Origin of the sequence: Domibacillus sp., assembly GCF_031181085.1 — a bacterium.
Lineage (GTDB): Bacteria > Bacillota > Bacilli > Bacillales > Domibacillaceae > Domibacillus.
On sequence record NZ_JAPSLE010000003.1, the window covers coordinates 243,850 to 265,243 of the forward strand.

A 21,394-nucleotide genomic window follows, 5' to 3' on the forward strand; every position below is an offset into this window, starting at 1 on the left:
ATGAAACGAAACTATTCTTTTATGCTGGCGACCGTGTTCGTCGGCTTTCTTATTTTTGGTTTTTCAGAAAATGTAAAAGGGCCGGCCATGCCGCGTATCCAGGCGGATTTCGATCTGGATGCTTTTCAAGTCGGTACACTGCTGGCTTTTAATTCTATTGCCTATTTGCTGGCCTGCACGTTTACCGCGCAGTTAACAAGAAAATGGGGCATCAAGACAATGAGTGCTTTGTCGTTTGGCTCTATGGCTCTTTCCGGTGTATGTATTTATTTGTCTTCCACCTACACAGGCCTGGCAGGAGCCTATTTTTTTATGTACGTTGGAAACGGCATGCTGGAAATTGTCCTGGCTATTTTAAGCGCGCGCTTGTTTGTAAAAAATACAGGAATGATGATGAACTTAGCTCATTTTTTCTATGGGCTTAGTTCAATCGTGGCCCCTATGCTTGCTTCAGGTTTAATGAAGCTGACCATTGGCGGAACGGAGCTGGATTGGCGCGGAATGTATCTTGTGATCATGCTGCTTTCCCTTATTCCGATGATTCCAGCTCTGGCAAGCCGGTTTCCGCAGGAAGATGTACAGCCCGAACATCGGATTCCGGTTCGGACGCTTGCACGTGACCCGGTTCTGTGGCTTATTGTGCTGATTCTTTCATTTGGAGTGGTAGCTGAAATGTCTGTCGGCGGCTGGCTCGTCAACTTTTTGGAAAAGGCATACGATTGGACAAATGCGGATGCCTCTCAGATGCTGTCGATTTTCTTTTTATTCTTTACTTTTTCACGTTTGTTTCTTGGACCAATTACGGACAGAATCGGTTTTACTGTATCACTTATCTTATTCGGCACCCTTTCAGCCGCTTTCACTTTTATTGGCATCGCAGCGGGTGAGCCCGGTGCCTTATTACTAGCCGCAGCCGGCATCGGCATTGCACCCGTTTATCCGACCGTCATGGCGATGATCGCCCGCCGCTATCGAGAAAATAGTGATACAGCCATTACGTTTGTGGTTACGATTATGGGCGTTTTCACCGTTTCCGGAAATGTCATCATTGGCGCTATTATCACTGCTGTAACAGAATACGCGGGTGCCGGTATGGGGATTGTACGCGGTATGCAGGCCGGCTATTTGTTTATTGGTGCCTGTGCGCTCTTGAGTGCCCTGTTCAGCTTCTTTTTGTATGTTTATTTACAACGCCAAAAGGAAGTTATATAGAAACAGATTTTTTGCAGTAAAGGAGAGGGAGCGGTTGAAAGAATCCATTATCTCATTAACGAGAAAGCTAATTGAGTTCCGCACCGTGGAGAAAGAACGGATTAACGAAGCAGCTGAGTATTGCGCCGAATGGCTGGCTGCGAACGGCGTTCATGCCAGGGTGATTAATAATGAAGGCTTAAAAAGCGTCGTGTCTGTGATCGGTGAGGAAGGACCGACTGTGATTTTAAATGGCCATCTCGATGTGGTGCCAGCCGGTCCCGATCAATTTATTCCTTATGTGGCAGAAGGAAAGCTTTACGGGCGCGGCAGCTTTGATATGCTTGGCTCGGTTGCAGTCATGATGCATGTAATGGCAGAGCTTGGGCAGGAAGAGCTGCCGTGCAAGGTCATGCTTGCGCTCGTGCCGGATGAGGAAAAAGGCGGGCAAAAAGGAACCAAATATTTAGTTGAACATGGCCTGCTTGGAGACGTTGTGATTTGCGGAGAAACGACAAACCTTGATATTGCTGTACAGGCAAAGGGGGTTCTTCAAGTGGAAATCCAAATTGAAGGGGTTTCCGCTCATGGCAGCCGGCCCTGGCTTGGTGATAATGCAATTTTAAATGCGGTTGAAACGTACAAACGAATTGAAGAACTGCCGATTTTCAGCGTAAGTACACCATATTTTGAGCACCCGTCACTTAATCTTGCCCGGATTGAAGCCGGACAGGCGATCAACCAAGTGCCGGACTGCTGTATTATGGATCTCGATATTCGGTATCTGCCCGGTCAGGACCCGGCAGTGCTGCTTAAAGAAATAAAAGGGGTCGTCAACGGCACTGTTCGTGTATTAAGCGAGGGAGAACCGGTACAGACGAATCCAAATCATCCATTAATTAAGCGTCTTCAGCAGGCAGCGGAGCATGTATCTGGACGGAATATTCAACTGTTTGGCCAGCATGGAGCGGCTGACACGCGCTTTTACGCTGCCCGAGGCATTCCCGCAGTAGAGTTTGGGCCATGCGGTGCGAATCATCATGGTAAAAACGAATATGTCGATACCAACTCTCTTGTGACATTTAAAGAAATCTTAACCGACTACATTTTTCGGTTTTAGTGAAAATCGGCTGCCTTTTATCAGGCAGCCGATTTTTTATAAAATGGGAGACAGCAGACGGGCCAGTGATTCTCCAATCCGCTTAAAGAAGGTCCGGTGCTCAAAGCGTTCGCGAGTAACGGGTACAGAATCAGCAAAGTCATGGAGAAAATCAATTTCAAGTTTTTCTACAGCGGGGGTTCGGTTATATAAAAACGTCATAAGTTCATGATTTAATCGAAAGCTCCGAACGTCAAAATTTGCTGTTCCTACAATCGCATGCACATTGTCAATCAGCAGCACTTTTGCATGCGTAAACGAGTCATCCCGGTAAGCAAACACTTTTACACCGGCGCTAAGCAAATCTTTAAAATAAGAATTCGTTCCATAAAATGAAATCGCCCTGTCGCCTTTTCCCGGTACAATAACGCGCACGTCTTTCCCGCTTCTGGCTGCTACACGAATAGCCGCCAGCGCTTCATCATCCGGCACAAAGTATGGAGTGGTAAGCCAAATTGATTTTTCAGCGGATTGAATCATTTCTAGCATCGCATCCCGGACGTCACGTTCTTCATTATAGGGGCCGCCGTAAACGGTTTGCACCATTTGATCGGCTTCATCCACTTTTGCGGGAAAATAAGCTTCAAATCGAAACGGTTCTTTCAATTCGTCAAGCAAGGATGATTTTGCTCCTGTTGCGTGGATCCAGTCTGTTATAAATGCTTCCTGCAGCTGGTGAACAGCTGGTCCATGAATACGGATATGGGTGTCCCGCCACTTTTTAAATTGAGGGGCGTTGCTGCAATATTCTTCACCGACATTCAGTCCGCCTGTAAAGCCGGTATGCCCATCCACAACGACCATTTTACGATGATTGCGCAAGTTAGCAGTACGCGTGAGCCATGGGGATATAATCGAATCAAATGCATACGCTTCGATGCCCACATCACGCATCGGCTTTAAAAAAGATTTTGGCAGGCTTGAACAGCCAAGACCGTCAAAAAGAAAACGGATATGAACGTTCGCTTTTGCCCGTTCAATAAGCGCATCGCGAATTTGAATAGAAATATTATCGTCCCGGAAAATATAATATTGAATATGAATGTGGTGTTCCGCGTGCCGAATCGCATCTAAAATTGCTGGAAACGTTTCATCACCGTTCGTTAAAACATCTACTTTATTGCCAGACATCGCCTCGAAGCCGGTCATATTTCGAATATTTTTCGCCTCTGGAAGCTGGTCAGATACATCCCATTCTTTTCCTAGATGACGCATAGTGGTAATAAATTTAACGGTTTCCGAGACAACCTGCTTCGGCAACAGCCGTCTTCTTGGATCCCGGCCAAATACGGCATACAAGACAGCGCCGGCAAGCGGAAATGCAAGGACAATGGCACTCCATGCCACCTTTGAGTTGGTCCCGCGTGAATCAAACAGAAGGAGATTTATAACAACTAAAACGGAAACCCCCACAGCTAAATACGTAAAGGCAACCGATAACTCATTGGAATAAAAACGAATCGAAAAATAAATTAAGCCCATACAAATGACCAGTACAAACAGTTGTACAATCTTTTCTCTCATGACTGCCCCATCCTTTTACAATGCTTGTCCCTGACGGATTTACCCGAAAAGAAAGCACTTTATCAATGTTTCCATTAGTTTACCCAAAAATTTCATTGATGCGACCGTTGAAATTTAAAAAAGGGTGCGTTATAGTTTAAATAAGATAAATGAATGAGTATTCATTCAAAAAGGGGGCTCGTTTGTGATTCAGCTTATTCGTAAAGCGGCTGTGATCGGATCAGGAGTCATGGGTTCAGGTATTGCTGCTCATTTAGCCAATGCAGGTATTCCCGTTTTGCTTCTTGACCGGGTATTAGAAGGTGAAAAGAACCGCAGCTCTCTTTCCGAAAAAGCAATTCGGGAGCTGTCTGGACAAAAACCGGCTCCGCTTGCTTTAAAAGAGTATGCTGCCCTGATTAAAGCAGGTAACCTTGAAGACGACGCAGACAAATTAGCGGATGCAGACTGGATCATTGAAGTGGTTGTTGAGCGGCTTGATGTAAAAAAAGATATTTTAGCGCTTGTAGATGTCCATCGCAAAACCGGAAGTATCGTTTCTTCCAATACATCCGGCATTTCGATTGAAGCGATGACTGAAGGACGCAGCGAGGATTTAAAAAAACATTTTCTTGGTACACACTTTTTTAATCCACCCAGGTATTTAAAGCTGCTTGAACTGATTCCCACACCTTATACCGACCCGGATGTGACTGATTTTATGAAATCAGTTGGGGAGAACATCCTTGGCAAAGGAGTGGTGATGGCAAAAGATACACCTAACTTTATTGCCAACCGGATCGGCACGTACGGCTTGTTAAAAACAATGCACGTCATGGAGGAAATGAATCTCTCATTCGGAGAAGCAGATTCGGTTACAGGACCGCTCATTGGAAGACCGAAAAGCGCAACTTTTCGTACGCTTGATGTAGTGGGGATCGATACATTTATTCATGTAGCGAAAAATGTATATGAACAGGCGGATGGAGAGGAAAAAGTCGTATTTACAGTGCCAAAACTGCTTGTGCAAATGCAGAAAAACGGCTGGACTGGGGCAAAAGCAGGGCAGGGTTTTTTTAAGAAAGAAGAACAAACGATTTTAGAGCTGAATGCCCAATCGATGGAATACGGTCCACGCAAGAAGTTGAAAGCGGATTCAATAGAACGTGCCAAGCAGCAAAAAGGATCGGCCAAATGGAAAACACTCCTGTACGCCAAAGACAAGGCGGGTACTTTTCTTTGGCGGGTACTTGCTCCGACGCTTCTTTACTCGGCAGCGCTTACCGGAAAAATCGCCGACGATATTGTTGCGATTGACCGGGCAATGAAGTGGGGGTTTGGCTGGAAGGAAGGCCCATTTGAAATCTGGGACCAAATCGGCCGAAACGAATCCATTGCCAGGATGGAAGCAGAAGGGCTGAAGGTGCCGGCCTGGGTAAAAGAAATGAAAGATTCCTTTTATAAATATGATTGTTATTACGATCCTCTGACCAAATCCTATAAGCCTATACCTCAGGACAAAAAAGTGATTTATTTGCCAAAAGGAACAGCTGTCATCAAGGAAAACAGTGGAGCAAGGCTGCATGATATCGGCGACGGGGCAGCGCTGCTTGAATTTACTTCGCCGAACAACGCAATTGGTCCCGATATTATTCAAATGATCAATCTCTCGATAGAAGAAGTGGAGAAAAACTACCAGGCCCTCGTGATCGGCAACCGGGGCAAAAACTTTTGTGTCGGTGCAAATCTGGCGCTTATTTTAATGGCGGCGCAGGATGAGGATCTTTGGGAAATTGAAGCAACAGTTAAGCAGTTTCAGCAGGCGATGATGAATATTAAATACAGCCCAAAGCCTGTTGTAGCCGCACCGTTTGGTATGACGCTCGGCGGCGGAGCGGAAGTATGCCTGCCGGCCGCCCACATCCAGGCCGCCCATGAAACGTATATAGGTCTTGTTGAAGCTGGCGTTGGCCTGATTCCCGGAGGAGGAGGCAATAAAGAACTTTACATCCGCTGCTTGAACCAAATGCCCGGGGAAGATCTTCAGGCGGCTGCAAACAAAGCGTTCGAAACGATTGCCCTGGCAAACGTATCTACTTCAGCAGCAGAAGCACGCAAACACGGGTTTCTTTATCGATCTGACGGAATCAGTTTAAACGGCGACCATGTGCTTTATGACGCAAAAAAAGCCGCGCTTCACTTAGCAGATACAGGATATAGAGCGCCGATTCGAAAAAAAATTCCGGTCACCGGAGAAACGGGTTATGCCACGATGCTGATGGGAGCCCGGTCCATGCACACAGCAGGTTTTATTTCCGACCATGATTTTGAAATTGCCCAAAAACTCGCCTGGGTCATTGCCGGAGGACGAGTGCCGTTTGGAACAGAAGTAGAAGAAGAGTATTTGCTGAAGCTTGAGCGAGCGGCGTTTTTACAGCTGGCCGCCTTGCCGAAAACACAGCAGCGCATGCAGCATATGCTCCTGAAAGGGAAGCCACTTCGCAACTAAAAGGGGGGATTTCAATGAAAGAAGCGGTGATTGTAGCAGGGGCGCGGACACCGGTCGGCCGGGCTAAAAAAGGAACACTCCGCCATACACGTCCGGACGATCTCGGTGCACTTGTTGTGCGGGAAACAGTAAAACGGGCAGGAGAATACAGCGGAGACATTGATGACTTGATTATCGGCTGCGCGATGCCTGAGGCCGAACAGGGATTAAATGTAGCCCGGAATATTGGGGCGCTTGCCGGCCTGCCGCATGACGTGCCGGCCGTAACCATTAACCGGTACTGTTCATCCGGCCTTCAGTCCATTGCGTATGCGGCAGAGCGGATTATGCTCGGCCATGCCCGAACGATTATCGCTGGCGGAGTGGAATCGATGAGCCTTGTCCCGATGATGGGGCATGTAGCTCGTCTTAACGTAAAAATCGCTGAAGAAATGCCCCAGTACTATATGTCCATGGGCCATACTGCAGAAGAAGTCGCCAAAAAGTATGGCGTTTCCCGTAAAGATCAGGATGCCTTTGCTGTTGAAAGCCATAAAAAAGCCGGCCGCGCCATTGCCGAAGGAAAATTTAACGACGAAATTGTACCGGTGGGCGTTACATTCCGGCACATAGGAGAGGGTTTGCGCGTACAGGAAGAGCAAGTCACTTTTTCAATGGATGAAGGTGTGCGCCGCGAAACATCTATGGAAGCACTCGCCAAGCTTCGTCCTGCTTTTTCTGCTGCTGGATCCGTCACAGCAGGAAACGCGTCCCAGACATCTGACGGAGCCGCGGCGGTCATGGTCATGGAGCGGGAGCAGGCGGATGCCTTTGGCTTAAAACCACTTGCCAAGTTTCGTTCCTTTGCGGTCGCGGGTGTACCGCCGGAAGTGATGGGCATCGGTCCAGTCGCCGCTATACCAAAAGCCTTGAAAATGGCAGGACTTCATCTTAAAGATATTGACTTGTTTGAATTAAACGAAGCCTTTGCTTCCCAGACGCTTGGCGTCATACAGACGCTGGGCCTTGATATGGATAAAGTGAATGTAAACGGGGGGGCCATTGCCCTTGGCCACCCGCTTGGCTGTACAGGCACGAAGCTGACATTAACGCTTATTCATGAATTAGCACGGCGCGGCGGGCAGTTCGGCGTAGTCACAATGTGTATTGGCGGCGGAATGGGAGCCGCTGGTGTATTTGAACGGATTATGTAAAAGGGGGAAAAGATATGGCAGCAAAAGGTGGTTCCTTTTTAATCGAAGACGTTCCATACAGCGCAGTATTTACCCCGGAAGAATTTTCAGACGAACAGAAAATGATTGCTAAAACAACAGAAGAATTTGTGCTAAACAGCGTCATGCCGCAGGTGCCCTTTCTTGAAAAGCATGAATTTGACCGGTCGGTAAAGCTGCTGCAGGAAGCAGGAGAACTTGGGCTCCTTGCCGCAGATGTACCGGAAGAATACGGAGGCTTAAGCCTTGATAAAATAAGCTCAGCGTTAATCGCAGAAAAACTGGCCGCTGCCGGCGGATTTTCGATCTCACACGGAGCGCATGTCGGTATCGGCTCGCTGCCGATCGTGTTGTTTGGCAATGAAGATCAAAAAAAAGCGTATCTCCCAGATCTTGCTGCCGGCATCCGCTTTGCCGCCTATGCGCTTACTGAACCCGGATCTGGATCAGATGCTCTTGGGGCGAAAACGACTGCCCGGCTGAATGAAGCCGGAACTCACTATATTTTAAATGGCGAGAAGCAGTGGATTACCAATTCTGCTTTTGCAGACGTGTTTATTGTGTATGCGAAAATTGATGGCGAACACTTTTCAGCTTTTATCGTTGAAAAGCAATATCCAGGTGTATCGACCGGAGCGGAAGAAGATAAAATGGGCATTAAAAGCTCTTCAACGAGAACCCTTATTTTGTCAGATGCACAGGTGCCGGTCCAAAACCTGCTCGGTGAAGCGGGACGCGGGCATGTCATTGCCTTTAATATTTTAAACATTGGCCGTTATAAGCTTGGTGTCGGCGCTGTTGGAAGCGCCAAGCGGGCACTTGATATTTCTTTGAAATATGCCGCGGAACGAAAACAATTTAAAACGCCTATTGCCCAGTTTCCTCTTATGAAAGAAAAATTCGGTACGATGGCAGCTAAACTGTATGCAGCGGAAAGTGCCATTTATCGGACGGTTGGTCTTTTTGAAGAGCGGATGAGCGGCTTAACGGCTGAGGAACAAAAGGACGGAAAAGCAGTCGCTTCCTCTATCGCTGAATACGCGGTCGAATGCTCTCTTGGCAAGGTTTTCGGCTCAGAGGTGCTGGATTATATGGTAGACGAAGGTGTGCAGATCCACGGCGGATACGGGTTTATGGAGGAATACGAAATTGCCCGCATGTACCGGGACTCCCGTATTAACCGGATTTTTGAAGGAACCAATGAAATTAACCGGCTGCTTGTGCCAGGCACACTGGTTAAAAGAGCGATAAAAGGGGAACTGCCGCTTTTTGAACGAGCCAAAGAGCTGCAGGACGAAATCATGATGCTGCTGCCGGAAGAGCCGGGAAATGAGGTGCTCGACCAACAAAAAACGCTTGTGAAAAGGGCTAAAAAAATAACGCTGCTCGCTGCCGGGCTTGCAGCTAAAACGTATGGTACATCGCTCGAATCTGAACAGGAAGTGCTCGCCAACATTGCAGATCTGGCAAATCTGGTGTATGCGATGGAGTCGGCCGTGCTGCGGACAGAAAAAGCGATCAGTGTATCGGGCGAAGAAAAAAACAGCCAAAAAGTACTTTATACCGAAATTTTCTGCCAGGAAGCATTCAATGAAATAGAAGCCCATGCAAAAGAAACGCTCACTGCTGTCGAGTCCGGAGACGCTTTACGCATGATGCTGTCTGCCCTGCGCAAGCTCAGCCGCCATACCCCTGTTAATGTTATTGCCAAAAAGCGTGAAGCTGCCGACAGGCTGAATCTATCCCTAAAATATACGGTGTAACAAATGCGGCCGCCTTCTTTTAAAAAGAGGCGGCTTTTGCCGCCGCAGACTGTAGACAAATGATATGGATGATCGATCGTGCGCATGAATGGGTTGGATCGGCGGCGTCCAGGCAGCTCCGCTTTCCATGGGGCAGGCGCTGAGCCCGGCAGGCTTCCCTTATCGGCCCTTTTTTAAAAGCGAAAAACTTTGTCTACACACTGAGGCAGCTTTTTACGGCCGTCCGCCGGAATCCATTTCTTTGAAAAAGGATTTTAGAGGCTTATGTCGAAATGGATGTGATGAGGTGATAGGAAATGAAGTTTTACTGGTATCCAAAATGCGGTACATGCCGCAATGCAAAAAAGTGGCTGGACGCGCATAATATTTCATATGAAGCCATTCATATTGTGGAGTCACCGCCGTCAAAAGCAGAATTAAAAGATGCGTACGAAAAAAGCGGTCTTCCACTGAAAAAGTTTTTTAATACAAGCGGCCAAAAATACCGTGAGCTTGGTTTAAAAGAAAAAGTCGCAACAGCAAATGATGATGAGCTGCTTGATTTGCTTGCTTCCGATGGCATGCTCATTAAGCGCCCGCTTGCTATAAACAATGATAAGGTAACAGTAGGTTTTAAAGAAGAGGACTATGCACAAAAATGGCAGTGATTTCTTGCTTTCCATCTTCATAATCAGTAAAGTGTAAAGTGAAATTATTCTTATCTGGAGGTACATACTCATGAGCTTACCTAAAGAGCTGCGTTATTCTGAAGAACATGAATGGGTAAAACAAGAAGACGGGAAAGTACGGGTCGGTATCACTCATTTTGCTCAAGCAGAACTCGGTGATATTGTTTTTGTTGAGCTTCCGTCTGTTGGCGATACGGTAACAGTTAACGAACCATTCGGCAGCGTAGAATCTGTTAAAACGGTTTCCGAGTTGTATGCACCTGTCAGCGGTACAGTGGTAGAAATTAACGAAGAGCTTGATGACAATCCTGAATTTGTGAATGAATCACCATATGAAAAAGCATGGATGATTGTTGTCGAACCTTCTGATGCTTCTCAAATTGATGCTTTAATGACAGCAGAGCAATACGCAGAAATGACAAAAGAAGACTAAACATGGGGACCGGCATCGTGCCGGTCTTTTTGCTTTTGTCTGGCACCAGGCAGTACGAGGGGCTTATACGTCACGGGAAATAAAAGCACAAGTGGAAGGATGTCGCTTTTATTCCATATTATTAGCCGCCGGGCCTCCTTCTTTTTTGCATTTTGGGCGAAAACGCGCCACAATAGAAGTATAATGTGCAGCGGGGTGATTGGTGATGATGGTAGAAAAAACAATTATCGTCGAAGGGTCATCTGATCGGAAACGGGTGGCTGAAATTGTAAAAGAACCGGTAGATATTATTTGCACCAATGGAACAATCGGTGTCGCGCGTCTTGATGAATTGGTAGAGCAATTATTCGAGCGGGACGTATACATTTTAGTCGATGCCGATGCATCAGGAGAAAAGCTGCGCCAGCAGTTTAAGCGCGAGCTTCCTCATGCCCGGCACCTTTACATTGACCGAGGATACAAAGAAGTGGCTGCGGCGCCGCACCGTTATTTAGCGGCTCTCCTAATGGGGGCTGATATTGACGTGCGCGGTGAGTATTTACAGCAGGAAGGAACACATCATTAAAATGAAAACAGCTGAATCAATCCTGGAATATACAGCCAAGCCTAAATCGGCTCTTTATGTGTATACATCGATGTGCGGTACATGCCAGGTAGCAGGGAAAATGCTTGATGTTGTTGAAGCGATGAATACAGATGTGCCGCTCCAACGCATCAATATAAACTATTACGAAGAAATCGCTCATCGTTTTGAGATCGAGAGCGTTCCGTGTCTTCTTTTATTTGAGCAGGGTGTATTAAAAAAGAAAATTTATGCTTTTCAGTCAGTTCCATATATATATGAAGAAATAAGGTCACTTTAACAGGCCGTCGAATATTGTCGGAATTACAGAATGTTTTGTTGACATATGTATTCAGACGGTGGTAAAATCCATTCATAAATTAAAACGACTCTTATCAAGAGTGGCTGAGGGAATGTGCCCGATGACGCCCGGCAACCGTCTTTACAGGAAAAGGTGCCAAATCACACGAAGCAGCATGTTTCGGAAGATGAGAGAAAGGAAACGTCAAAAACGCCTTTCTGTCATTATGACAGTCAGGCTTTTTTTGTGGAAAGGAAGTGATCCCGTGATTTTTATTGAGCAGGCAAAAAAAATATTTCAAACGAAGAATGGTCCGGTTAAAGCAGTCGATAATATAAATTTATCCATCCAGGAAGGCGAAATTTTTGGCATGATTGGCTACAGTGGCGCAGGTAAAAGTACACTGATCCGTATGTTGAACGGGCTTGAAACACCGACGGAAGGATCCGTAACCGTAGCGGGGCGGAAGATCTCAACGATCAAAGGATCTGAACTTCGGAAAGCACGCCAGGAAATCGGCATGATCTTTCAGCATTTCAACTTACTTTGGTCACGCACCGTACGGGAGAATATTGCATTTCCTCTTGAAATTGCGGGCGTTAGCAAAGCAGAACGCACTAAGCGTGTGGATGAATTAATTGAGCTCGTTGGCCTTCAAGGCCGTGGCGACTCATACCCGTCACAGCTCTCCGGCGGTCAAAAACAGCGGGTCGGCATTGCCCGGGCACTTGCGAACAATCCAAAAGTGCTTCTTTGCGACGAAGCAACATCAGCTCTCGATCCACAGACAACGGACTCTATTTTGGAGCTTCTTGTCGATATCAACCAGCGTCTTGGATTAACGATTGTGCTTATTACGCACGAAATGCACGTTATTCGAAAAATCTGCCATCGGGTAGCCGTAATGGAAAATGGTAATATTGTAGAACTTGGTCCGGTACTCGATGTGTTCCGTCGTCCGGAGCAGCCAATTACGAAGCGGTTCGTTCAGCAGATCACCGAACCAGAGGAATCAAAAGAAACGGTTCAGCACCTCCTTACCGAGCATCCGGAAGGGAAAATCGTCAAGCTGACATTTGTAGGCGTTTCGGTGGAACAGCCGGTTGTAACTGAATTGATTCGTTCGTTTAATGTCGGAGTAAACATTTTGCAGGGGAAAATTTCTCAAACACAAAATGGCGCGTATGGTACGCTGTTTGTTCAAATTACAGGCGATTCGTCTGAAGTGAACAAGGCAGTCGCCTTTTTGGATGCCCAGCAAGTTGATTCGGAGGTGATTGAGTATGATTGAACAATGGTTTCCGAATGTTGACTGGGAAAAAATGTGGGAAGCAACCTATGAAACACTTTATATGACCAGTATTTCTGTTGTGATTACCTTCGTTTTAGGGATACTACTTGGACTGCTGTTGTTTTTAACATCAAAAGGACAGCTCTGGCAGAACAAAGCAGTGTATAGCATCACCGCCGTTATTGTCAATGTGTTCCGTTCGATTCCGTTTATTATATTGATCGTGCTGCTGATTCCATTTACAAAAGCATTATTAGGGACGATCATTGGTGAAAACGCGGCACTGCCTGCTTTAATTATTGGAGCAGCACCGTTTTACGCTCGTATGGTTGAGATTGCCCTTCGCGAAATTGACCGTGGCGTTATTGAAGCAGCCCGCGCAATGGGAGCTTCCACTTGGACGATCATCCGCAAAGTGCTGATCCCAGAATCACTGCCGGCTCTTATATCTGGCTTAACGGTCACAGCCATCGCTCTTGTCGGCTATACGGCAATGGCAGGTGTGATTGGGGCAGGCGGTCTTGGGAACCTTGCTTTCTTAGATGGTTTCCAGCGCAGCCGCAGTGATGTGACTTTAATGGCCACGATTGTGATTTTAATTATCGTGTTTATTATCCAGTTTATCGGCGATACGGCTGTCCGTAAGCTTGATAAACGCTAATAAAATATATTTATTTTTTAGGAGGAATGTAACCATGAATAAAAAATGGCTTCTAGGCTTGTTAACAGCTGCCATTATGCTTGTGCTTGCAGCTTGCGGCGGCGGGGACAAAGCGGAAGATAAGGAATCAGCTTCAGGCGGTTCATCTGAAGACGATAAAACAATTGTTGTCGGAGCATCTAACACACCGCACGCAGTTATTTTGGAGCAGGCAAAGCCAATCTTAAAAGAACAAGGCTACGACCTGCAAATTGAAACGTTCCAGGACTACGTACTTCCAAACACAGCGCTTGAAGAAGGCGATTTAGATGCAAACTACTTCCAACACATCCCATACCTTGAGCTTCAGGAGAAGGAACAAGGATATGACTTTGCAAATGCTGGCGCTATTCACCTTGAGCCAATGGCTGTTTACTCAAAAAAATATAAAAGCCTGAAAGATCTTCCAAAAGGCGCTACGATCATCCTAAGTAACTCAGTTGCTGAGCATGGCCGTGTATTGATGCTTTTAGAAAAAGAAGGTTTAATCAAAATCAAAGATGGCATCGATAAGACTCAAGCTTCACTTGAGGATATTGCTGAAAATCCAAAAGGTCTTAAGTTTGACTATGATTACGAGCCAGCGCTTCTTCCGCAAATTTACAATAACGAAGAAGGCGATGCAGTTGTGATTAACTCAAACTATGCCATTGATGCTGGCATCAGCCCGACAAAAGATTCTGTTGCGATTGAAAGCACAGATTCACCATATGCAAACTTAATTGTTACACGTACGGGTGATGAAAATTCAGAGAAAATCAAAGCCTTGGTTGAAGTATTGAAATCAAAAGAAGTTCAAGACTTCATTACAAAAGAATGGAACGGAGCAGTCGTTCCGGTTACAGAATAATGAAAAAGCGCCTGGTATGCAGCCAGGCGCTTTTTTTTACCTGTTTTATTTTCTGACAATTTAGAATTTGGGCGTAAAAGGTTTATATTCGGAGACAGCGGTTATATAAAGGAGTGTAATGAAGCTCACCCGGTGTGAGAAGGCTGGAAGAAGCCATACGGCTTTTGTGCCTCCTGGCAAGACTCTGGTAGGATAGAGAACGAAAGCCAGGTCTTCAAAAAAAAACGAAAAGGATTGATTCCCCATTAGTAACTCACTTGATATGAAGTACACAGAAGGTATGGAAAAAGCCATGCATGCATCGCATGGTGTCGGCTATGCAGAGTACAATCAGAAGCATGAAGTGAGAATGGATATTGAGCAGAACCGCGAGGAAGACTATCAACAGTCAAGACGCATGGTTGCTGACTTTAATCGTAAATTTACCAATCACCTTTCCTAATGAATAAGCAGAAAAACCGGTTGTACAACCGGTTTTTCTGCTTTTATTTGAGAATACTTTATTTAATCGTTTTCCTAAGTTGAATATAAATTTCATTTGTTATAAGATTGTAATGAGAATAAATTGAGAATAGACACAATCGGTTTTCTCGGCCGATGAATACGGAGGGTAAAAGATGTCACAATCAACGTTAACAATCAAAAATCTTCACGTCTCAATCGACGGAAAAGAAATTTTAAAAGGGGTCAACCTCGAAATCAAAGGCGGCGAGTTCCATGCGATCATGGGACCGAACGGAACAGGTAAATCTACTCTTTCATCTGCAATCATGGGCCACCCTAAATATGAAGTAACAGAAGGTTCGATCACGTTCGATGGTGAAGACGTGCTTGAGATGGAAGTAGATGAGCGCGCACGTGCGGGTCTTTTCCTTGCGATGCAGTACCCAAGTGAAATTACAGGTGTTACAAACGCTGAGTTTCTTCGTTCAGCTGTAAACGCACGCCGTGAAGAAGGCGATGAAATTTCCCTCATGAAATTTATCCGCCAAATGGATGCAAACATGGACGTTCTTGATATGGACCAGGATATGGCACAGCGTTACTTAAACGAAGGTTTCTCCGGCGGTGAGAAAAAGCGCAACGAAATTCTTCAATTAATGACAATTCAGCCGAAAATTGCGATCCTTGACGAAATCGACTCCGGTCTTGATATCGATGCATTAAAAGTGGTTTCAAAAGGAATCAATAAAATGCGCGGCGAAGATTTTGGCTGCCTTATGATTACGCACTACCAGCGTCTTCTGAACTACATTACACCTGATTATGTTCATGTTATGATGCAGGGTAAAATCGTGAAATCCGGTGGAGCGGAACTAGCGGAACGCCTTGAAGCAGAAGGATATGACTGGATCAAGCAGGAACTTGGCATCGAAGACGAAACGGTACAGTAATTGTATAGGAGGAGCAAACATGACAGAAACAAAATGGTCAGTTGATGAATCAGCAATCCGCGATTTTTCAGCTGCAAACAACGAACCAGAATGGCTGTTAAACCTTCGTCTGGATGCGTTTAACAAGGCGGCAGATCTTCCGCTTCCAAAGCCGGATAAAACGAAAATCGATAAATGGAACTTTACCGAGTTTGGCGCCCACAGCGTACAAAGTGCAGCGTATACCCAGCTTACTCAGCTGCCACAGGCTGCACAAGCGGTTATTGGTGAAGAAACAGCTTCACAAAACATTTATGTACAGCGCAACAATACGCCGTCTATTTTAAACGTATCGGCTGAATTAAAAGAAGCAGGTGTCATTTTTACTGATTTTTCAACAGCCGCAAGAGAACACAGCGAAGTTTTCCAAAAGTTCTTTATGCAGCAGGTGGTCAAAGCAGATGAGCATAAATTAACCGCTCTTCATGCAGCGCTTGTAAACGGCGGTGTATTCTTATACGTGCCTAAAAATGTTGAAATTCAAGAGCCTATTCAAGCTGTTTTCATTCACGACGATGCGCAGGCTGCGCTGTTCAACCATGTTATTGTGGCAGCGGATGCGAACAGTAAGGTGACATATGTAGAAAACTACATTTCCACAGTGAAAACAGAGCAAGGCGTAGCGAATATCGTGACAGAAGTGATCGCTGGCGATAACGCACAAGTTTCATACGGCGCCGTTGACACATTAGCTGAAAATATGACAACATACGTGAACCGTCGCGGTATTACGTCGCCAAATGCGCGTATTGACTGGTCACTTGGTATCATGAATGATGGAAATACCGTTTCAGAAAATGTGACAAACTTGATTGGCGATGGTTCCTTTGCTGATACAAAAACAGTAGTGGTCGGCCGTGGCAAGCAGTCAATGAACTTTACAACAAAGGTTGTTCATTTCGGCAAGCATACAGAAGGCTACATCTTAAAGCACGGTGTAATGAAAGATGAAGCAAAATCAATCTTTAATGGCATTGGCAAAATCGAGCATGGTGCTTCAAAATCAAACGCTGAGCAGGAATCACGCGTACTTATGTTGAGTGAAAAAGCTCGCGGTGACGCGAACCCAATCCTTTTGATTGATGAAGATGATGTTACAGCAGGACATGCTGCTTCTGTTGGCCGTGTTGATCCGCTTCAGCTTTACTACTTAATGAGCCGCGGTATTACGAAACAAGAAGCAGAACGCCTTGTGATTCACGGCTTCCTGGCCCCAGTCGTAAACAACCTGCCAATCGAAAATGTGAAAAAGCAATTGACAGGGGTTATTGAAAGGAAAGTTCGCCAATGAATGCGAAAGAACTGAAAAAGTACTTTCCCATTCTTGATCAAGAAGTGAACGGTCATCCACTCGTTTATCTTGACAGCGCGGCCACTTCCCAAAAGCCCGTTCAAGTGATTGAAGCGCTTGATCATTATTACCGTTATGCAAATTCGAATGTGCACCGCGGCGTGCATACGCTCGGCAACCGGGCGACGGATTTGTATGAGGGCGCACGTGAAAAAGTACGCAAGTTTATTAATGCAGCTTCTACAAAGGAAATTGTTTTTCTGCGCGGAACAACGACAGCATTGAATCTTGTCGCTCAAAGCTACGGGCGTACGAACGTAAAAGAAGGCGACGAAATCGTTATTACGATGATGGAGCATCACTCCAATATCATTCCGTGGCAGCAGGTTGCCAAAGCAACAGGAGCTACTTTAAAGTACATTCCTCTACAGGAAGACGGAACCATTTCTTTAGAGGATGTCCGAAAAACCGTCACGCCTAACACAAAAATTGTATCGGTGATGATGGTATCAAATGTGCTCGGTACCATTAACCCGATTGCAGAAATTACGAAAATTGCTCACGAAAACGGAGCAGTTATGGTAGTGGATGCAGCTCAGGCGGCTCCTCATATGAAAGTTGATGTCGCACAGCTTGACTGTGATTTCCTTGCTTTTTCCGGCCATAAAATGTGCGGTCCAACCGGCATTGGAGTATTGTATGGAAAACAAGCACTTTTAGAGGAAATGGAACCAATTGAATTCGGCGGAGAAATGATTGACTTTGTCGGCTTGTACGAATCAACATGGAAAGAACTTCCATGGAAATTTGAAGGCGGCACACCGATTATTGCCGGAGCCATCGGGCTTGGCGCAGCCATCGACTTCTTAACAGAAATCGGCATGGATGCAATCGAGCAGCATGAGCATAAGCTTGCTGCTTACGCCATGGATAAAGTAACGGAGATTCCGGGAATTTCTGTTTTCGGTCCGAAAAGAGGAAAAGACCGCGCAAGTGTGGTAACATTTAATTTAGATGATGTTCATCCGCATGATGTGGCGACGGTTCTTGACGCGGAAGGCATCGCTGTTCGTGCAGGGCATCACTGCGCACAAACGCTAATGAAATGGTGCAAAGTATCTGCCACAGCACGTGCAAGCTTTTACTTGTATAATACCGAAGAAGATATCGACAGACTTGCCGCCAGTTTGTTAAAAACGAAGGAGTATTTCTCAGATGTCTTTTAATAATTTAGATCAGTTGTACCGTCAGGTGATTATGGACCATTATAAAAATCCGCGCAACAAAGGGGCCATTGAAGACGGCAGTGTGACCGTTGATATGAATAACCCAACATGCGGAGACCGGATTCATTTGACGATGAATGTAGAAAACGGGGTTGTCACGGACGCGAAATTTGACGGTGAAGGCTGCTCGATTTCCATGGCTTCTGCTTCCATGATGACACAGGCGATCAAGGGGAAAAACATCGAGGATGCCATCAAGCTGTCTCAAGTTTTTTCTGACATGATGCTCGGCAATGACTACCCGGACGATGTAGACCTTGACGACATTGAAGCGCTGCAGGGAGTGGCAAAATTCCCGGCCCGCATCAAATGTGCGACACTATCGTGGAAAGCAATGGAAAAAGGACTCCAGGACCAAAAATAAACGATAAATAACGAATAAATAAAAGAGCAGGCTGAGGGTTCACGCCGCGAACATCAGGTACCCCTGAAAGCGAGCGTTTATCGTCAGCCTGCCATAATAACAGGAGGAATGCAGCATGGCTAAAAAAGCCCCTGAAATTGGCGATTACAAATATGGCTTCCATGATCGCGACGTATCCATTTTCCGTTCGGAACGTGGATTAACGCCTGAAATCGTAAAAGAAATTTCGAAAATGAAAGATGAACCACAATGGATGCTCGATTTCCGTTTAAAATCATTAGAGTATTTTTATAATATGCCGATGCCTCAATGGGGAGGCGATATGGCGTCTCTTAACTTTGATGAAATTACGTATTATGTAAAACCTTCTGAACGCTCAGAGAAATCATGGGATGAAGTACCGGACGAAATCAAGCAAACGTTTGACAAGCTTGGAATTCCGGAAGCGGAACAAAAATATCTTGCAGGTGTTTCAGCACAGTATGAATCTGAAGTTGTATACCACAACATGAAAGAAGATTTAGAAGAGCTTGGCATTGTCTTTAAAGATACGGATTCTGCTTTGAAAGAGAACGAAGACATTTTCCGCAAGTACTGGGCGAAAATCATTCCGCCGACAGACAACAAATTTGCTGCGCTAAATTCGGCTGTTTGGTCAGGCGGCTCATTCATCTATGTTCCGCCGGGCGTGAAAGTGGATACGCCGCTTCAGGCGTACTTCCGTATCAATTCAGAAAATATGGGCCAGTTTGAGCGTACATTAATCATCGTTGATAAAGATGCAAGTGTACATTACGTTGAAGGCTGTACAGCTCCTGTTTACACAACAAACTCACTTCACTCAGCGGTTGTAGAAATTGCGATTGAAGCGGGAGGATACTGCCGCTATACAACGATTCAAAACTGGGCGAATAACGTATTCAACCTGGTAACGAAGCGTGCCGTTTGTGAAGCAAACGCCACAATGGAATGGGTAGATGGAAACATCGGCTCTAAACTGACAATGAAATATCCAGCTGTTATCCTAAAAGGCGAAGGGGCGCGCGGTATGACGCTTTCGATCGCTCTTGCCGGTAAAGGACAGCATCAGGATGCAGGGGCAAAAATGATCCACCTTGCACCAAATACATCATCCACAATCGTATCAAAATCGATCTCAAAACAAGGCGGAAAAGTAACATACCGTGGTATCGTTCACTTTGGCCGTAAAGCAGAAGGCGCCCGCTCAAATATCGAGTGCGATACACTTATTATGGATAACAAATCAACATCAGATACGATTCCATACAATGAAATCTTAAATGACAATATTTCTCTTGAGCACGAAGCCAAAGTATCAAAAGTGTCTGAAGAGCAATTGTTCTACTTGATGAGCCGTGGTATTTCTGAAGAAGAAGCAACAGAAATGATCGTTATGGGCTTCATCGAGCCATTTACAAAAGAGCTTCCAATGGAATATGCTGTTGAAATGAACCGCCTCATTAAATTTGAGATGGAAGGTTCTATCGGTTAATACCGAAAAACCCTTATTCATAAGGCTTTTAATAGAAGGCGAACTGTGATAAATCAGCCGCATACCAAGAATGTACCAAGTTCGATTGGATTTCATTCTGAAAGGTGTTCGGCGGACTTATCCAGTTCGTCTTTTTTATTTTTTTGTAGGATCGAAGGTAAGTATACGATCTTGTCTTGAAGGTCTTATGCTCCAAGCGATTTAAGGTATATTTAAGGCTTTTCCCTGTTTTAAAAAATAGAACCACGTCTGTATATTTAAATCATGAGTGCTTTTGCTATATTCAACGCCGTCTTTTTTGAGATAATCTTGCATTGTTTCGCGAATAAGAGAAGTTGTTAGATCATGATAATTTCAGGAAATGATACCATCTTCAGTTTAAGTCGCGTCCATTCACGTACTAAATCAGGGGCTGTTTTATTTGAGCAATAAAAAGAATTTTTTAACGTTGTCAGGATGACAGTGTTGTAATCATCCCTTCTTATTTGTTTATCGACTATAATCTTATCAGGTCCTATACAGGCAGCCATTTTTCATCAAGAAAGCTGCGATCTTAATAAAACCAAAATAACAGGCAGTGACTAATGGAGTTCTACTAACCGGGGTCACTTTGGGTCGCACCTGCAGTATGGAACAGAAGGAAAGGCTTTGATTATAGAAAGATTTGATATAAACTTTTCAGCAGAGAGCTAACAAATGATCATACATAATGGAGGGAATACAAGTGCCGCACTTAGTGATTCGAGGGGTATCGATTGAGGAGATGAAAAGAATCAGCAAGCCATTAGTAGAAGAGCTTGCAGAAATTTGTGAATGCGGGACGGATAATTTTACGTTTGAAGTGCCTCATTCCACGTTTGTATTTGATGGGGAAGAGATTCCGGCTTTCCCGCTTATTGAAGTAAAATGGTTTGAACGCGGGCAAGAAGCTCGCGACCGATTCGCCCAGTCCGTTACCAGACATATTATGTCAACAGGTGCTGACGAAATAGAAGTCGTGTTTATTCCTTTCTCCGAGCCTGCTTATTATATTAATGGCGAAAGAGTCGGGGACTAAAGGAAACATGGGTGGAAAGATAAGGGGGAATCGTTGCTGCCCCTTATTGAAGTAAAATAGTATCTAATAAGGAATGAATAAAGAGGCTGGGGTACGGGTGGATTTTTTAAGTTGTTGAATTCGATGCTTGCCAGGACTTGGTACGATTCTTAAATTCATTCGGTTAAACGGTGTATCACAGCTGTTCCAAGACCAGACCACCTGCGTGGTTCGATCCAGACTGTAGACCAGATTATATGAACGATCGTGCATATGAATAGGATGGAGCGCGGTGTCCAGGGAGCTCCGCTTTCCATGGGGCAGGCGCTG

Annotated in this window: 20 protein-coding genes and 1 riboswitch; of the genes, 19 read left to right on the forward strand and 1 reads right to left on the reverse strand. The window is 45.3% G+C overall.

Going from position 1 to position 21,394, the window contains the following annotated elements; translation table 11 throughout:
* On the forward strand, positions 1-1,212 hold the full coding sequence (locus RIN81_RS07100; protein WP_309088748.1) for an MFS transporter: 1,212 nt from the start codon (positions 1-3) through the stop codon (positions 1,210-1,212).
* 34 nt (positions 1,213-1,246) lie between these two features.
* A complete protein-coding gene (locus RIN81_RS07105) occupies positions 1,247-2,311 on the forward strand; it encodes a M20 family metallopeptidase (protein ID WP_309088750.1) in 1,065 nt (354 codons plus the stop codon).
* 36 nt (positions 2,312-2,347) lie between these two features.
* Here the strand turns inward: RIN81_RS07105 and cls are convergent, their stop codons facing one another.
* Positions 2,348-3,874 carry a cardiolipin synthase gene (gene cls, locus RIN81_RS07110; protein ID WP_309088752.1) on the reverse strand — a complete coding sequence of 509 codons (1,527 nt, stop codon included), beginning with the start codon at positions 3,872-3,874 and terminating at the stop codon, positions 2,348-2,350.
* A 184-nt stretch (positions 3,875-4,058) separates the two neighbouring features.
* Here cls and RIN81_RS07115 point away from each other — a divergent pair, with 184 nt between their 5' ends.
* The 17 genes from RIN81_RS07115 to RIN81_RS07195 all read left to right on the forward strand — a co-directional run bounded on the left by RIN81_RS07115 (position 4,059) and on the right by RIN81_RS07195 (position 21,085).
* Positions 4,059-6,362, forward strand: coding sequence for a 3-hydroxyacyl-CoA dehydrogenase/enoyl-CoA hydratase family protein (locus tag RIN81_RS07115; RefSeq protein ID WP_309088754.1), 2,304 nt, complete (start codon positions 4,059-4,061; stop codon positions 6,360-6,362).
* 14 nt (positions 6,363-6,376) lie between these two features.
* Positions 6,377-7,555: an acetyl-CoA C-acetyltransferase gene (locus RIN81_RS07120; protein WP_309088756.1), complete on the forward strand. Its 1,179-nt coding sequence runs from the start codon at positions 6,377-6,379 to the stop codon at positions 7,553-7,555.
* Positions 7,556-7,569: 14 nt separating this feature from the next.
* On the forward strand, positions 7,570-9,336 hold the full coding sequence (locus RIN81_RS07125; RefSeq protein ID WP_309088758.1) for an acyl-CoA dehydrogenase family protein: 1,767 nt from the start codon (positions 7,570-7,572) through the stop codon (positions 9,334-9,336).
* 296 nt (positions 9,337-9,632) lie between these two features.
* Complete coding sequence (locus tag RIN81_RS07130; RefSeq protein ID WP_309088760.1) at positions 9,633-9,983, forward strand: arsenate reductase family protein; 351 nt, start codon at positions 9,633-9,635, stop codon at positions 9,981-9,983.
* A gap of 70 nt (positions 9,984-10,053) precedes the next feature.
* Complete coding sequence (gene gcvH, locus RIN81_RS07135) at positions 10,054-10,437, forward strand: glycine cleavage system protein GcvH (protein ID WP_251269796.1); 384 nt, start codon at positions 10,054-10,056, stop codon at positions 10,435-10,437.
* Between the two features lie 202 nt (positions 10,438-10,639).
* Positions 10,640-11,002, forward strand: coding sequence for a toprim domain-containing protein (locus RIN81_RS07140; RefSeq protein WP_251269795.1), 363 nt, complete (start codon positions 10,640-10,642; stop codon positions 11,000-11,002).
* A gap of 1 nt (position 11,003) precedes the next feature.
* Complete coding sequence (locus tag RIN81_RS07145; protein WP_242234068.1) at positions 11,004-11,300, forward strand: thioredoxin family protein; 297 nt, start codon at positions 11,004-11,006, stop codon at positions 11,298-11,300.
* 88 nt (positions 11,301-11,388) lie between these two features.
* A riboswitch (SAM riboswitch) is annotated at positions 11,389-11,494 on the forward strand.
* A gap of 71 nt (positions 11,495-11,565) precedes the next feature.
* A complete protein-coding gene (locus RIN81_RS07150; RefSeq protein ID WP_309088763.1) occupies positions 11,566-12,591 on the forward strand; it encodes a methionine ABC transporter ATP-binding protein in 1,026 nt (341 codons plus the stop codon).
* Complete coding sequence (locus RIN81_RS07155) at positions 12,584-13,252, forward strand: methionine ABC transporter permease (protein ID WP_309088766.1); 669 nt, start codon at positions 12,584-12,586, stop codon at positions 13,250-13,252. The genes RIN81_RS07150 and RIN81_RS07155 overlap by 8 nt, the downstream gene beginning before the upstream one ends.
* 34 nt (positions 13,253-13,286) lie before the next feature.
* On the forward strand, positions 13,287-14,141 hold the full coding sequence (locus RIN81_RS07160) for a MetQ/NlpA family ABC transporter substrate-binding protein (protein WP_309088768.1): 855 nt from the start codon (positions 13,287-13,289) through the stop codon (positions 14,139-14,141).
* 280 nt (positions 14,142-14,421) lie between these two features.
* Positions 14,422-14,583, forward strand: a complete 162-nt coding sequence (locus tag RIN81_RS07165; protein ID WP_309088770.1) for a YuzK family famiily protein — start codon at positions 14,422-14,424, stop codon at positions 14,581-14,583.
* Between the two features lie 175 nt (positions 14,584-14,758).
* Complete coding sequence (sufC, locus tag RIN81_RS07170) at positions 14,759-15,535, forward strand: Fe-S cluster assembly ATPase SufC (RefSeq protein WP_309088772.1); 777 nt, start codon at positions 14,759-14,761, stop codon at positions 15,533-15,535.
* 19 nt (positions 15,536-15,554) lie between these two features.
* On the forward strand, positions 15,555-16,865 hold the full coding sequence (gene sufD, locus RIN81_RS07175) for a Fe-S cluster assembly protein SufD (RefSeq protein ID WP_309088774.1): 1,311 nt from the start codon (positions 15,555-15,557) through the stop codon (positions 16,863-16,865).
* Entirely contained in the window at positions 16,862-18,091 is a 1,230-nt protein-coding gene (locus RIN81_RS07180; RefSeq protein ID WP_251269787.1) for a cysteine desulfurase, read from the forward strand. Before sufD ends, RIN81_RS07180 begins: the two co-directional genes overlap by 4 nt.
* Positions 18,081-18,515: a Fe-S cluster assembly sulfur transfer protein SufU gene (gene sufU / locus RIN81_RS07185; RefSeq protein WP_309088776.1), complete on the forward strand. Its 435-nt coding sequence runs from the start codon at positions 18,081-18,083 to the stop codon at positions 18,513-18,515. The genes RIN81_RS07180 and sufU overlap by 11 nt, the downstream gene beginning before the upstream one ends.
* 115 nt (positions 18,516-18,630) lie before the next feature.
* Entirely contained in the window at positions 18,631-20,028 is a 1,398-nt protein-coding gene (sufB, locus tag RIN81_RS07190; protein WP_242234059.1) for a Fe-S cluster assembly protein SufB, read from the forward strand.
* A gap of 724 nt (positions 20,029-20,752) precedes the next feature.
* Complete coding sequence (locus RIN81_RS07195) at positions 20,753-21,085, forward strand: DUF1904 family protein (protein WP_309088778.1); 333 nt, start codon at positions 20,753-20,755, stop codon at positions 21,083-21,085.
* Positions 21,086-21,394: the final 309 nt, after the last annotated feature.